This window comes from Streptomyces viridosporus T7A (assembly GCF_008704515.1).
Taxonomy (GTDB): domain Bacteria; phylum Actinomycetota; class Actinomycetes; order Streptomycetales; family Streptomycetaceae; genus Streptomyces; species Streptomyces viridosporus.
Genome location: NZ_CP023700.1, coordinates 1,580,340 through 1,593,436, shown reverse-complemented (window position 1 = coordinate 1,593,436; position 13,097 = coordinate 1,580,340). Strand labels below are relative to the sequence as shown.

General features: G+C 75.7%; 12 protein-coding genes. 9 read left to right on the top strand and 3 right to left on the bottom strand.

The genetic code is table 11. The features are described 5' to 3' along the window. The first annotated feature begins 139 nt into the window (after positions 1–139). Entirely contained in the window at positions 140–1,048 is a 909-nt protein-coding gene (gene htpX, locus CP969_RS07490; RefSeq protein WP_026085354.1) for a zinc metalloprotease HtpX, read from the top strand. 22 nt (positions 1,049–1,070) lie between these two features. After that, on the top strand, positions 1,071–1,664 hold the full coding sequence (gene pspAB / locus CP969_RS07485; RefSeq protein ID WP_004991046.1) for a PspA-associated protein PspAB: 594 nt from the start codon (positions 1,071–1,073) through the stop codon (positions 1,662–1,664). 178 nt (positions 1,665–1,842) lie between these two features. Here pspAB and CP969_RS07480 read toward each other — a convergent pair whose 3' ends face one another. Next, positions 1,843–2,262 carry a CoA-binding protein gene (locus tag CP969_RS07480; RefSeq protein ID WP_004991051.1) on the bottom strand — a complete coding sequence of 140 codons (420 nt, stop codon included), beginning with the start codon at positions 2,260–2,262 and terminating at the stop codon, positions 1,843–1,845. A gap of 130 nt (positions 2,263–2,392) precedes the next feature. Between CP969_RS07480 and CP969_RS07475 the strand changes: the two genes are divergently transcribed. From CP969_RS07475 to CP969_RS07450, 6 genes are all read left to right on the top strand, one after another. After that, on the top strand, positions 2,393–3,157 hold the full coding sequence (locus CP969_RS07475; RefSeq protein ID WP_016827233.1) for a cysteine--tRNA ligase: 765 nt from the start codon (positions 2,393–2,395) through the stop codon (positions 3,155–3,157). Further along, a complete protein-coding gene (locus CP969_RS07470) occupies positions 3,154–3,696 on the top strand; it encodes a SixA phosphatase family protein (protein WP_016827234.1) in 543 nt (180 codons plus the stop codon). The genes CP969_RS07475 and CP969_RS07470 overlap by 4 nt, the downstream gene beginning before the upstream one ends. Positions 3,697–3,737: 41 nt before the next feature. After that, positions 3,738–4,364, top strand: coding sequence for a YigZ family protein (locus CP969_RS07465; RefSeq protein ID WP_004991058.1), 627 nt, complete (start codon positions 3,738–3,740; stop codon positions 4,362–4,364). A gap of 127 nt (positions 4,365–4,491) precedes the next feature. Then, positions 4,492–5,655 (top strand): exonuclease SbcCD subunit D, encoded by a 1,164-nt coding sequence (locus CP969_RS07460; protein ID WP_016827235.1) that lies wholly within the window; start codon positions 4,492–4,494, stop codon positions 5,653–5,655. Continuing rightward, entirely contained in the window at positions 5,652–8,645 is a 2,994-nt protein-coding gene (locus CP969_RS07455; RefSeq protein ID WP_016827236.1) for an AAA family ATPase, read from the top strand. Before CP969_RS07460 ends, CP969_RS07455 begins: the two co-directional genes overlap by 4 nt. A gap of 91 nt (positions 8,646–8,736) precedes the next feature. Further along, positions 8,737–9,582, top strand: coding sequence for an SDR family oxidoreductase (locus tag CP969_RS07450; protein WP_016827237.1), 846 nt, complete (start codon positions 8,737–8,739; stop codon positions 9,580–9,582). Between the two features lie 27 nt (positions 9,583–9,609). Here the strand turns inward: CP969_RS07450 and CP969_RS07445 are convergent, their stop codons facing one another. Continuing rightward, entirely contained in the window at positions 9,610–11,298 is a 1,689-nt protein-coding gene (locus tag CP969_RS07445) for a DUF885 domain-containing protein (protein WP_016827238.1), read from the bottom strand. Positions 11,299–11,330: 32 nt separating this feature from the next. Then, positions 11,331–11,822: an Lrp/AsnC family transcriptional regulator gene (locus tag CP969_RS07440; RefSeq protein ID WP_004991068.1), complete on the bottom strand. Its 492-nt coding sequence runs from the start codon at positions 11,820–11,822 to the stop codon at positions 11,331–11,333. A 60-nt stretch (positions 11,823–11,882) separates the two neighbouring features. Here CP969_RS07440 and CP969_RS07435 point away from each other — a divergent pair, with 60 nt between their 5' ends. After that, positions 11,883–13,070 carry a trans-sulfuration enzyme family protein gene (locus tag CP969_RS07435; protein ID WP_026085355.1) on the top strand — a complete coding sequence of 396 codons (1,188 nt, stop codon included), beginning with the start codon at positions 11,883–11,885 and terminating at the stop codon, positions 13,068–13,070. Positions 13,071–13,097 lie beyond the last annotated feature (27 nt).

Genomic DNA, 13,097 nt, shown 5'->3' with positions numbered 1-13,097 from the left:
GCCGGCCCGTCGTGGCGGCACGGCGCCGTCCGCCTCCCGGGTGCCGGTCCTTCTTCCCGGGCGACCCGCCGGACACGGAGCGGGAGGAGCACACTGACAGGGAGGAAAGTGCAGTGCCTGACCGCTGGAGGTGAGGGGCATGCCCGGATCCCGGTCGCGGTACGTCCCGGATCGAGGACTCACCACCCGCATGGTGACGACGATGTTCCTGATCGGACTGCTCTACGTCGTCTGCGTCGGCGTCCTGCTGGCGCTCCTGCGGAACGCGTGGCCCGTCGTCCTGGTGATCGCGGGTGGCCTGTTCGTCGCGCAGTTCTGGTTCAGCGACCGGATCGTGGCCGCCGGCATGGGGGCGCACGAGGTCACCCCCCGGCAGGCGCCCGAGCTGCACGGCGCGGTGGACCGCGTCTGCGCCCTCGCCGACCTGCCCAAGCCGCGGGTGGCGCTCGCGGACAGCGACATGCCGAACGCCTTCGCCACCGGCCGCAGCCGGGACGCGGCCCTGGTCTGCGTCACCACGGGTCTGCTCCGCCGCCTGGAACCGGAGGAGCTGGAGGGCGTCCTCGCGCACGAGATGGCGCATGTCGCCCATCGCGACGTCGCCGTGATGACCATCGCGTCGTTCCTGGGCGTCCTCGCGGGCATCATGAGCCGCGTCGCGCTCTACAGCGGACTCGGCCGCAACAGCCGTGACACCACCACCGCCATCGCGGCGGTCGTGATCCCCCTGGCCAGCGCCGTCATCTACATGATCAGCTTTCTGCTGACCCGGCTGCTGTCCCGCTACCGCGAGCTGTCCGCCGACCGCTCCGCGGCGCTGCTCACCGGCCGCCCGTCCGCGCTCGCCTCGGCGCTCACCAAGGTGACCGGCCAGATGGCGAGGATCCCGACCAAGGACCTGCGCAAGGCGGAGCCGTTCAACGCCTTCTGGTTCGCGCCGGCCTTCTCCTCCGAGGGAAGCCTGAGCCGGCTGTTCTCCTCCCACCCCACCCTCGAGCAGCGCCTCGACCGGCTCGGCCGGATCTCGGCCCAGCTCGGCCGGGTGTGACGGCCGACGGAGGTACCGCGCAGTGGGACTCCTGGACGCCCTCCTCGGCCGCAGCAAGCCGGTGCGCCCCGACCTCGACCGGCTCTTCGGCCTGCCCTCCGCCGCGATCACCCTCCAGGCGGGAGCCGGCTTCGTCCCGACCGGGACCGGCTCGGTCTGCTTCGCCAGTGTCGAGGGCGGCGCCTTCGACACCCTCCGCCAGGAGGTGCGGGAACTGCTCGACGCCGACCGGGAAGGCGCACCGGTCGAGTACAGCCAGGACACGTACGGATACACCTGGCTGCTCGTCCGCCACGCCCCCGAGGACACGGCCTCCCTGGTCAACGACCTGCACGCGGTCAACACACTGCTGCAGGACGCGGGCTTCGGCCCGCAGTTGCTCTGCTCACTGGCCGTGTTCCGTGCGACGGCGGACCCTCGTGTCCTGGCGCTGGTCTACCTCTACAAGCGCGGCACCTTCTACCCCTTCGCCCCCCTGCCCGACGGCACCGAGAGGCGCGACAACGCGTTGGAGCTCCAGGTCAGGGCGCTCCTCGCGGACGACCTGCGGATCGAGCCCGATCTGGGCCGCTGGTTCCCGGTGTGGGGCGCGCCGGGCCTCGGCGGGAGCCGGTGAACGGCCGGGAGGAGACTGCGCCCTCGAACCGGCGCCTTCGAACCGGCGCCCTCGGACCGGCGCGGGCCGGACCCCGGCACGACCGACCGGCGGGCCGGTGCCTCACCGGCCCGGGACCGTGAGGAGAGGAGGCGACGGACCCCGCTGCGAAGCGTGCGGCGCGACCCCGGGGCGGCGCCTACGAAAGGGTCCGGCCCAGCCGCGGTATCTCGATCGCCGGGCAACGGTCCATCACCATGTGCAGACCCGCCGCGCGGGTCCGCTCGTAGGCCGCCCCGTCGACGACGCCGAGCTGGAACCACACCGCCCCGGCGCCCTTGGCCACCGCCTCGTCCGCGACGGCCCCCGCCAGCTCGCTGTTGACGAACACGTCCACCACGTCCACGTCGAAGGGGACGTCCGCGAGCGAGGCGTACCCCCGCTCGCCGTGCACCGTCTCGGCCTTCGGGTGCACCGGCACCACGCGCTTGCCGAAGCGCTGCAGCACCTGGGCGACGCCGTACGCCGCGCGCTGCCGGTTCGACGACAGGCCCACCACGGCCCAGGTGTCGCCGAGCTCGGTGAGGATCTTGCGGACCGTTGCGTCGTCGCCGTACACCGTCGGCCTCCCGGAGCGTCGTGAACATGCCGTTCTCCCCGCAACGCCCCGGGGCCCGCGGTGATTCCCGGCGGCGGCCGCCCCTCCGGGCGGGTCCGGATCCGCCACGGCGGCCCGGAAAGCGCGCGAGATGCCTGCGCGCGACCGCCCGCGCGCCTACGCTCGCCTCGTGCTGCGCATCACCGACGCCCGAACCGGCGAACTCGTGGACGCCGCCCCCGCCCGGCGGGGCCTGACCCGCGTCCAGGCCCACCCGCGCGGGTCCGACCCGACGGACCTGCGCGTGCTGCTCGTCGCCGACCTGCTCGTCCGCGCCCTGGAACTCGGCGGCACCCCGGTGTGGGCGCTGCTCACCGGCGAGCGGCGGCAGGCGGAACTGCGCGCGGCGGGCGCGGCGCTCGGCGTCCGGCCCTTCGAGGACGGCCGGGACACGGGCAGCGGCCTGGGCGAGGCACAGGTCCTGCACGTGGTGGGCGAGGGCGGCGCGGCACCCGACGGAGTGCACGTCGCCGTGGCCCCCGTCCACTGGGAGGCACCCGGCCCACCCGGCGACACCGACCCCGCCGTGCTGCGCCTCGTCCTGCTCGCGCAGCCCCGGAGCACCCCCCTGCGGGTCGACAGGGCCGCCCTGGACGACGCCGGCGACACCCTCGCCCACTGGCGCCGCGCGGTCGCCGCCTGGGCGCACCGGCCCTCCCGGCCCATCCCCGACCGGGTGCGCGCGGACCTGCGCGCCGCCTGGGAGGACGATCTGGAGGCGGCCGGCGTGCTCCGCGTCCTGCACGCGGTGGAGGGCGACGCGGACCTGGCGGACGGCGCCCGCTTCGAGACCTACGCCTACGCGGACCGGCTGCTCGGCCTCGACCTCACCCGCGACCTGGGAGCCCCGGCATGACCGGGCACACCGGGACCGGACCGCCGCGCCGCCTGGTCGTCCTGCGCCACGCCAAGTCCGCCCGGCCGGAGGGCGTCGCCGACCACGAGCGTCCCCTCGCCCCGCGCGGACGCGCGGACGCGCCCGCCGCCGGACGCGCCCTCGCCGAGGCCGGCTGCCTGCCGGACCTCGCGCTGTGCTCCACCGCCGTACGGGCCCGCCGGACCTGGGAGCTGGCCGCCGCGCAGTGGGACACGTCCCCGCCGGTCCGCCACGATCCGCGGCTGTACGCCGCCGGCGTCCCCGAGCTGCTGGCCGTGGTGCGCGAGGCGCCGGCCGAGGCCGGGACGCTGCTGCTGATCGGCCACAACCCCGGCCTGGAGGACCTCGTCCTGACGCTGGCCGGCGACGGCTTGGACGACACCCTGGACCGCGTCCGCGAGAAGTTCCCGACCTCCGCCGTCGCCGTCCTGTCCTGGCACGGCGCCGACTGGCGGGACCTCGCCCCCGGCGCCGCGCTGCTGACCTCGGTGACCGTGCCCCGCGGCGGGGAGGGATGACCGGGGCGTCCGGCCCGCACGGCGGAGCATAGGCTGGCCGGATGCAGGACGAGTACCGCACCGTCGCGCGCGCGGGTGTGCACGAGATCGAGATCAACCGCTCCCGCTTCCTGTGCGCCCTCGCCCCGGCGGCCACCGAGCGGGAGGCGCAGGACTTCGTCGCCGCCGTGCGCAAGGAGCACGCCGACGCCACCCACAACTGCTGGGCGTACGTCATCGGCGCCGACGCCTCGGTCCAGAAGGCCAGCGACGACGGCGAGCCCGGCGGCACCGCGGGCGTCCCCATGCTCCAGATGCTGCTCCGCCGCGACATGCGGTACGTCGTCGCCGTCGTCACCCGCTACTACGGCGGTGTCAAACTCGGCGCCGGCGGACTCATCCGCGCCTACGGCGGCGCCGTCGGCGAGGCCCTGGACACCCTCGGCACGATCACCCGGCGCCGCTTCCGGCTGGCCACGGTGACCGTCGACCACCAGCGGGCCGGCAAGATCCAGAACGACCTGCGCGCCACCGGCCGCGCGGTGCGGGACGTGCACTACGGGGAGGAGGTCACGATCGAGATCGGCCTCCCGGACGCCGACGTGGCCGCCTTCCGCGCCTGGCTGGCCGACGCGACCGCGGGCACGGCCGGGTTCGAGCTCGGCGGGGAGGCGTACGGGGACGCGTGACGGCCACCGGCCGCGAAGTCCCGCTCCCGGAAGGGGACATGACGGGCACGGCCGGACCGGGCCGGGACGGAGCGATCCGGGAGCGACCGCCCGTGCTGTCGGGCCCGGCGGATACCCTGCGGGAATCATGAGACTGCTGCACACTTCCGACTGGCACCTGGGCCGGTCGTTCCACCGGGTCGGCATGCTCGGGGCCCAGGCCGCGTTCGTCGACCACCTCGTCACCACCGTGCGCGAGCGCGAGGTGGACGCGCTGGTCGTGTCGGGAGACGTGTACGACCGCGCGGTGCCGCCGCTCGCCGCGGTCGAGCTGTTCGACGACGCCCTGCACCGCCTCGCCGGGCTCGGGGTGCCGACGGTGATGATCTCCGGCAACCACGACTCGGCCCGCCGTCTCGGCGTCGGCGCCGGACTCATCGGGCGCGCGGGCATCCACCTGCGCACCGAACCGTCCGAGTGCGGCACGCCCGTGGTGCTGTCCGACGCCCACGGCGAGGTCGCCTTCTACGGGCTGCCGTACCTCGAACCCGCGCTGGTGAAGGACGAGTTCGCAGTGGAGAGGGCCGGCCACGAGGCGGTGCTCGCCGCCGCCATGGAGCGGGTCCGCGCCGATCTGGCCGCCCGCGCGCCCGGCACCCGCTCCGTCGTCCTCGCGCACGCCTTCGTCACCGGCGGCCGACCCAGCGACAGCGAGCGGGACATCACCGTCGGGGGAGTGGCCGCCGTCCCCGCCGGGGTGTTCGACGGCGTCGACTACGTGGCGCTCGGGCACCTGCACGGCTGCCAGACCCTCACCGAGCGGGTGCGCTACTCCGGTTCCCCGCTGCCGTACTCCTTCTCGGAGGCGGACCACCGCAAGAGCATGTGGCTGGTGGACCTGGCCGCCGACGGGGCCGTCACCGCGGAGCGCGTCGACTGCCCGGTGCCGCGCGCCCTGGCCCGGATCCGCGGCACCCTGGAGGAACTGCTCGCCGATCCCGCACTGGCGCGGCACGAGGAGGCGTGGGTCGAGGCGACGCTCACCGACCCGGTCCGCCCGGCCGACCCCATGGCCCGGCTGACCGAGCGCTTCCCGCACACCCTCAGCCTCGTCTTCGCCCCGGACCGGCCGGCGGACGACCCGGAGGTGTCCTACGCCCGCCGCCTCGCCGGCCGCGACGACCAGCAGATCGCCGAGGACTTCGTGGCCCATGTGCGCGGCGCCGGCCCCGACGAGCACGAACGCGCCGTCCTACGGGACGCCTTCGACGCGGTCCGCGCGGACGAGGCGGTACGGGAGGTGGCCCGGTGAGGCTGCACCGGCTGGACATCACCGCCTTCGGGCCCTTCGGGGACTTGCAGTGCGTCGACTTCGACGAGCTGTCCGCCGCCGGGCTCTTCCTGCTGCACGGCCCCACCGGTGCCGGGAAGACCTCGGTGCTGGACGCCGTCTGCTACGCCCTGTACGGCTCCGTCCCCGGAGCCCGGCAGAGCGGCCAGGGCACGGCCCTGCGCAGCGACCACGCCGAACCCGGGACCCGCACCTCGGTCACCCTCGAACTCACCGTCGCCGGGCGCCGGTTGGAGATCACCCGGCAACCGCCCTGGGAGCGCCCGAAGAAGCGCGGCACGGGCACCACGCTCGACAAGGCGCAGACCTGGCTGCGCGAGTACGACGCGGCAGCCGGGAGCTGGAAGGACCTCAGCCGCTCGCACCAGGAGATCGGCGAGGAGATCGCCCAGCTCCTCGGCATGAGCCGGGAGCAGTTCTGCCAGGTCGTCCTGCTGCCCCAGGGCGACTTCGCGCGCTTCCTGCGCGCCGACGCCGAGGCACGCGGCAGACTGCTCGGCCGCCTCTTCGACACCCGCCGCTTCGCCGACGCCGAGAAGCGCCTCGCCGAACGCCGGCGCGCCACCGAGGCGCAGGTGCGCGACGGCGACACCGCCCTGCTGGCCGACGCGCACCGCATGCAGCAGGCCGCGGGCGACGCCATGGAACTGCCCCCACTGGCCCCGGGCGAGCCGGGACTGGCCGAGGCCGTGCTGGGCGCGGCCGCCGTGGCCCGCAGCACCGCACGCGAACAGCTCGCCGTCGCCCGCTGCCGCCTCACCGCCGCCGAGTCCGCCCAGGCCGCCGCCGACCGGGCCCTGGACGACGCACGCGAACGGGACCGGCTGCAAAGGCGGTTCGCCGAGGCGCAGGAGCGGGCGGCGCGGCTTCGGGAGGGGGCCGCGGCCCACCGGGAGGCGCAGGAGCGCTGGGAGCGGGCCCGCAAGGCCGAGACGGTCGCCCCCGCCCTGGAGTTGCGGGACGCCGCCGACGCGGAGCACCGCCGGGCGGCCGAGGCCGAGGCACGGGCGCGCGCCCTGCTCCCGGCGTCCCGCGCGGGCGAGGGGGCGGCCGGGCTGGCGGCCGCCGCACGCAGGGCGACCGAGGAACTGGGCGCGCTGGAGTCGGCCCGGCGGGCCGAGCGGAGGCTGGCCGGACTCCTCGAGGAACGGGCCGACCTGGACCGCCAGGAGCGCGCCGATGCGGAGGCGTTGGAGGACGCGGAGACCTGGCTCGCGGGGTGGGAGGAGACCCGGGCCGGCCTCCAGGACGCCATCGAGGCCGCCCAACGGGCCGCGGCGGACGCGGGAGAGCTCGCCGTGCAGCACGAGGCGGCCCGGAAGCGGCTCTCGGCGGCCCGGCAGCGGGACCGGCTCGCCGCCGACACCGAGGACGCCCGGCTCAGGGCGCTCGCCTCGGCCGAACGGGCGGTGACGGCCCGCACGCACTGGCTCGACCTCAAGGAGCAGCGGCTGAGCGGCATCGCCGCCGAACTGGCCGCCGGCCTCACCGACGGCGCGCCCTGCGCGGTCTGCGGCGCCACCGAGCACCCCGCCCCCGCCCGCAAGGTGGACGGACACGTCGACCGCGAGGCGGAGGAGCGCGCCCTGGCCGACTGCCGGCGGGCGGAGGAACGGCACGCCGAGGACGAGCGACGCCTCGGCGGCCTGCGCGAGGCGCTGGCCGCCGCCGGCGCGGAGGCCGGCGACACGCCCACCGAACGGCTCGCCCGCACCGTCGAGGAGCTGGAGGGCCGGTACGCCGGGGCCAGGGCCGCCGCCTCGGTCCTGCACTCCGTCCAGGAGGAGCTGCGGCGGGCGGAGCACGAGCACGGACTGCGGACCGCCGCCCAGCGGGAGGCGGCGGTCCGGGCCGCCGCCCGGGTGGGCCACCGCGACCGGCTGGACCGTGAGAAGGCCGCCCTGGAGGAGGAGGTGGACCGGGCGCGGGGAACCGCGGCCGGCGTGGCCGCGCGCGCCGCGCAACTGGAGCGGGACGTCACCCGGCTCACGGACGCGGCCGACGCCGCCCGCACCGCCGAGGACGCCGCCCGGCGGCTCAAGGACGCCGACGCCCGGCTCGCCGACGCCGCCTTCCGCGCGGGCTTCGACACCCCGCAGGCCGCGGCCGACGCCCTCCTCGACGACGCCGCCCACCGCGAACTGCAACGGCGCCTGGACGCCCGGCAGCACGAGGAGGCCGCCGTGCGCGCGGTGCTCGCCGAACCGGAGACCGCGGCCGCCGCCCGGCAACCGCGCGCCGATCCCGCCTCCGCGCAGCGGGCCGCCGAGGAGGCGGCCCGCCGGGTGCGCGAGGCGGCCTCCGCGTGCGACGCCGCCGCCCGCCGCTGCGCCGAGCTCGACCGGCTCTCCGCGCGGGTCGCCGCCTCGGTGCGCCGACTGGGGCCGCTGCGCGAGGAGTACGACCGCGTGGCCCGCATGGCCGGCCTCGCCGCGGGCACCTCGGCCGACAACGAGCGCAGGATGCGTCTGGAGTCGTACGTCCTGGCGGCACGCCTGGAGCAGGTCGCCGCCGCCGCGACCGTGCGGCTGCACCGCATGTCGTCCGGCCGCTACACCCTCGTCCACTCCGACGACCGCACCGGACGCGGCCGCAGCGGACTCGGCCTGCACGTCGTGGACGCCTGGACCGGCCGGGAGCGCGACACGGCGACCCTCTCGGGCGGCGAGACGTTCTTCGCCTCGCTCGCCCTCGCACTCGGTCTCGCCGACGTCGTCACCGACGAGGCGGGCGGGGTCCGGCTGGACACCCTCTTCATCGACGAGGGCTTCGGCAGCCTCGACGACCAGACCCTCGACGAGGTCCTGGACGTCCTGGACTCCCTGCGCGAACGCGACCGCAGCGTGGGCATCGTCAGCCACGTCGCCGATCTGCGGCGACGGATCCACGCCCAGTTGGAGGTCGTCAAGGGCCGCTCGGGATCGGTGCTGCGGCAGCGCGGGGTCCGCTGACCGGGACGCGGGCCCGGTGCGCCGCGGCTCCGCCGGCCCGCCGGGAAAACCCGGGTGCGCCGGGTCCGCGCGCCCGCCATCATGAGTGATCATGCCGAAGCTTCCGCATCCCACTCCCGAAGCACTGCGCCGCGACCCCCTGCCGCTGCGCGGCCGAACCGCGCTGGTCACCGGGGCCAGCAGGCGCGGCGGCATCGGACATGCCGTGGCCCGGCGCCTCGCCGCCCACGGCGCGAGCGTCTACCTGCACCACCACGTGCCGCACGACGCCGCCATGCCCTGGGGCGCCGACCGGATCGAGGAGGTGACCGCCTCCGTGCGCGAGGCCCTGGGCGACCCCGGCGCGCGGGTGGCCGCCGGGCCGGGCGACCTCGCCGACCCGGACGTCCCCGCCGAACTGCACGCCCGGGCCACCGAGGCGCTCGGCGGACGGCTCGACGTCCTCGTCGCCAACCACGCCCTCAGCGGCTCCGACGGCAGCCTCGACGCGATCGACGCGGGCATGCTGGACGCCCACTGGGCCGTCGACACCCGCTCGGTGCTGCTGCTCGTCCAGGCCCACGCCCGCCACCGGGCCGCGCTGCCGCCGCGCACCCCGGGCGGGCGCGTGATGATGATGACCTCCGGGCAGGACATCGCCGGCGGCATGCCGTACGAGATCGCCTACGCCCTCCAGAAGGGCGCGCTCGCCTCCGTCACCCGCTCCCTGGCGACCGCGCTCGCGGAGCACGCGGTCACCGTGAACACCGTCAACCCCGGCCCGGTCGACACGGACTACCTGACCGGCGACGCCTACGACGCCGTCGCCGCGTGCTTCCCCGCCGGGCGCTGGGGCATGCCCGACGACCCCGCCCGCCTCATCGCGTGGCTGGCCACGGACGAGGCGGACTGGATCACCGGTCAGGTCATCGACTCGGAAGGAGGCTTCCGGCGCTGACGGCGCCGGTTCGGGCGCACGGCCGGATCACAGCGCCGACAGCTCCTCCACCAGGTCGTCCAGACCCAGCGAGCCCTGGGACAGCGCCGCCATGTGCCAGGCCTTGAGGTCGAAGGCGTCGCCGTGCCGCTCGCGGGCGTTCTCCCGGCCCAGCAGCCAGGCCCGCTCGCCGAGCTTGTAGCCGATCGCCTGGCCCGGGATCGACAGGTAGCGGGTCATCTCGCTCTCCACGAAGTCCGCCGGACGGCTGCTGTGCGCCCCGAAGAACTCCTGCGCCAGCTCCGGCGTCCAGCGCTCGCCGGGGTGGAAGGGCGAGTCCGCCGGGATCTCCAGCTCCAGGTGCATGCCGATGTCGACGATGACCCGCAGGGCCCGCATCATCTGCGCGTCCAGGTAGCCCAGCCGCTCCTCCGCGTCCGTGAGGAACCCGAGTTCGTCCATCAGCCGCTCCGCGTACAGCGCCCAGCCCTCGGCGTTGGCGCTGACCATGCCCACGGACGCCTGGTAGCGGGAGAGGTCCTCGGCCACGTGCACCCACTGCGCCAGCTGGAGGTGGTGGCCGGGCACGCCCTCGTGGTACCAGGTCGAGACCAGGTCGTAGACCGGGAAGCGGGTCAGGCCCATCGTGGGCAGCCAGGTGCAGCCCGGCCGGGAGAAGTCCTCCGACGGAGGCGTGTAGTACGGCGCCGCCGCGCTGCCCGGCGGAGCGATCCGCGACTCCACCCTCCGCACCCGCTCGGCGAGGTCGAAGTGGGTGCCGTCCAGGGAGTCGATCGCCCGGTCCATCACGCCCTGGAGCCAGTCCCGGACCTCGTCGACGCCCTCGACGTGCCGGCCGTGCTCGTCGAGGTGGGCCAGCGCCACCCAGGGCGTCTCGGCGCCGGGCAGGATCTTCTCGGCCTCCTTCCGCATCTCGCCGAGCAGGCGGTGGTACTCGGACCAGCCGTACGCGTACGCCTCGTCCAGGTCGAGGTCGGTGCCGTTGAAGTAGCGGGCCCGGCGGGCGTAGCGCTCCCGGCCCACGGTGTCCGGCGCGCCCTCGATCGCCGGCGCGTACACGTCGCGCATCCAGTCCCGCAGCTCCGCCAGGGCGGCGGTGGCCGCGCGGGCCGCCTCGTCCAGCTCCGCGCGCAGGGCGTCCGGGCCGGGCGAGACGAAGTCCTCGAACCAGCCGCGGCCCTCGCCGGTGTCCGCCCACTCGGTGAGCTGCCCGACGAACGTGGCCGTCGGGCGCGGAGCCGCGTACAGCTCGCGCTCCAGGCCGAGCGCGAGGGACTGCCGGTAGCCGGCCAGCGCGGCCGGCACCGCGCGCAGCCGCTCGGCGATCGCCGCCCAGTCCTCGTCCGTCTGCGCCGGCGTCACCGTGAACACCTCGCGCACCGCGTGCGCGGGCGTCGCCATGTTGCCGACCGAGCGCAGGCCCTCGTCGGCCTCGTGCACGGCCAGCTCCGCGGTGAGCCGCTCGCGCAGCAGGCGGGCGCAGCGGCGCTCGACGGCGCTGTCCGCGCCGGGGCGGCGCTCGGCCTCCTCGAGCCGTGCGAGCGTGGCCCGCTGGAGCTCGGCGAGCGCCTCCTGACCGGCGGGTGAGAAGTCGGGCAGACGGGAGGAACTCTCCTTCACGCCGAGGAAGGTCCCGGTGACCGGGTCGAGGGCGACGAGCTCGTCGACGTAGGCGTCGGCGACCTGACGGGGCAGCGCGCTGTTGGTCTCAGACATGCGGACCATCCTGGTACGCGGCCCGTCGCACGTCACCCGCTTTGTGCTGAGGGCGAAGGCGGCAGCAGCGGACCGCAGTCCCACTGCTGGAAGATCAGCCGGGTCTCCACGCGCGCCACCTCCCGCCGGGCCGTGAACTCGTCGAGCACCAGCCGCTGCAGATCCGCCATGTCCGCGACCGCGACATGCACGAGGTAGTCGTCCGGGCCGGTCAGGTGGAACACGGTCAGCGACTCGGGCAGCGCCCTGATCCGCTCCACGAAGGGCCCCACCAGCTCCCGCCGGTGCGGTCTGACCTGCACCGACAGCAACGCCTGCAGACCCCGGCCCAACCTGGCCGGATCCAGCTTCAGCCGGTGCCCGAGGATCACGCCGGACCGGCGCAGCCGGGCCACCCGGTCCAGGCAGGTGGACGGCGCGACCCCGACCTGGGCGGCGAGGTCCCGGTACGTCGTCCGGGCGTCGTTCTGCAACAGCCGCAGCAGATGGAGGTCCACCGGATCCAGTACGACAGATTCGGCCACGGCCCGAACGTAACACGGGGATCCGCTCCGGTGACCCGATCCGTGTTCACCCTTCCGTCCATGGACCTGGGCATGGACACGCGCGCCACCAAGAGAGCACTCGACACCGAGGCCGTGCACGCCGGCCGGGACGACCTCGCCGGGCAGGGGCTGCACGCCCCGCCGATCGACCTGTCCACCACCTACCCCTCGTACGACAGCCGCGGCGAGGCCGACCGGATCGACGCCTTCGCCACCACCGGCGCCGAACCGGACGGCCCGCCGGTCTACGGGCGGCTCGGCAACCCGACCGTCGCCCGCTTCGAGACCGCCCTGGCCCGCCTGGAGGGCACCGAGTCGGCGGTCGCCTTCGCCAGCGGCATGGCCGCGCTCAGCGCCGTCCTGCTGGTCCGCGGCTCCATGGGCCTGCGCCACGTCGTGGCGGTGCGGCCCCTGTACGGGTGCAGCGACCACCTGCTGACCGCCGGACTGCTCGGCTCCGAGGTGACCTGGACCGACCCGGCCGGGGTCGCCGACGCGCTGCGCCCGGACACCGGCCTGGTGCTGGTCGAGTCCCCGGCCAACCCCACGCTCGCCGAGGTCGACCTGCGGGCCGTGGCGCACGCCTGCGGCTCCGTGCCGCTCCTCGTCGACAACACCTTCGCCACCCCGGTGCTCCAGCGCCCGGCCGAGCACGGGGCGCGGCTGGTGCTGCACAGCGCGACCAAGTACCTCGGCGGGCACGGGGACGTGCTGGCGGGCGTCGTGGCCTGCGACGAGGAGTTCGCCGGACGGCTGCGCCAGGTGCGCTTCGCCACGGGCGGCGTACTGCACCCGCTGGCCGGCTACCTGCTGCTGCGGGGCCTGTCGACCCTCCCGGTGCGGGTCCGGGCGGCCTCCGCGAACGCCGCCGAGCTCGTCCGCCGGCTCGCCGCCGACCCGCGCGTGGCCCGGGTGCACTACCCGCGCGTCGGCGGGGCGATGGTCTCCTTCGAGGTGCACGGCGACCCGCACGAGGTGATCGGCGCCGTACGGCTGATCACCCCGGCGGTGAGCCTCGGCAGCGTGGACTCCCTCATCCAGCACCCGGCGTCGATCAGCCACCGCATCGTCGACGCCGAGGACCGCAGGAACGCAGGGGTGAGCGACCGGCTGCTGCGGCTCTCGGTCGGCCTGGAGGACGTCGAGGACCTGTGGGCCGACCTGGACCGGGCCCTGGGGGAGCGGGCCGGTGCGCCGGCCCGCTCGGAGGCGCTGGCGCAGGGCTGAGGCTCCGCGCGCCCCTCGGTCCGCCCG

Excerpts from the sequence above, each read along its gene's own strand:
- htpX (WP_026085354.1), top strand. The coding sequence starts at position 140 with ATGCCCGGATCCCGGTCGCGGTACGTCCCGGATCGAGGACTCACCACC.
- CP969_RS07475 (WP_016827233.1), top strand. The coding sequence starts at position 2,393 with ATGCCTGCGCGCGACCGCCCGCGCGCCTACGCTCGCCTCGTGCTGCGC.
- CP969_RS07470 (WP_016827234.1), top strand. The coding sequence starts at position 3,154 with ATGACCGGGCACACCGGGACCGGACCGCCGCGCCGCCTGGTCGTCCTG.
- CP969_RS07465 (WP_004991058.1), top strand. The coding sequence starts at position 3,738 with ATGCAGGACGAGTACCGCACCGTCGCGCGCGCGGGTGTGCACGAGATC.
- CP969_RS07460 (WP_016827235.1), top strand. The coding sequence starts at position 4,492 with ATGAGACTGCTGCACACTTCCGACTGGCACCTGGGCCGGTCGTTCCAC.
- CP969_RS07450 (WP_016827237.1), top strand. The coding sequence starts at position 8,737 with ATGCCGAAGCTTCCGCATCCCACTCCCGAAGCACTGCGCCGCGACCCC.
- CP969_RS07445 (WP_016827238.1), bottom strand. The coding sequence starts at position 11,298 with ATGTCTGAGACCAACAGCGCGCTGCCCCGTCAGGTCGCCGACGCCTAC.
- CP969_RS07435 (WP_026085355.1), top strand. The coding sequence starts at position 11,883 with ATGGACCTGGGCATGGACACGCGCGCCACCAAGAGAGCACTCGACACC.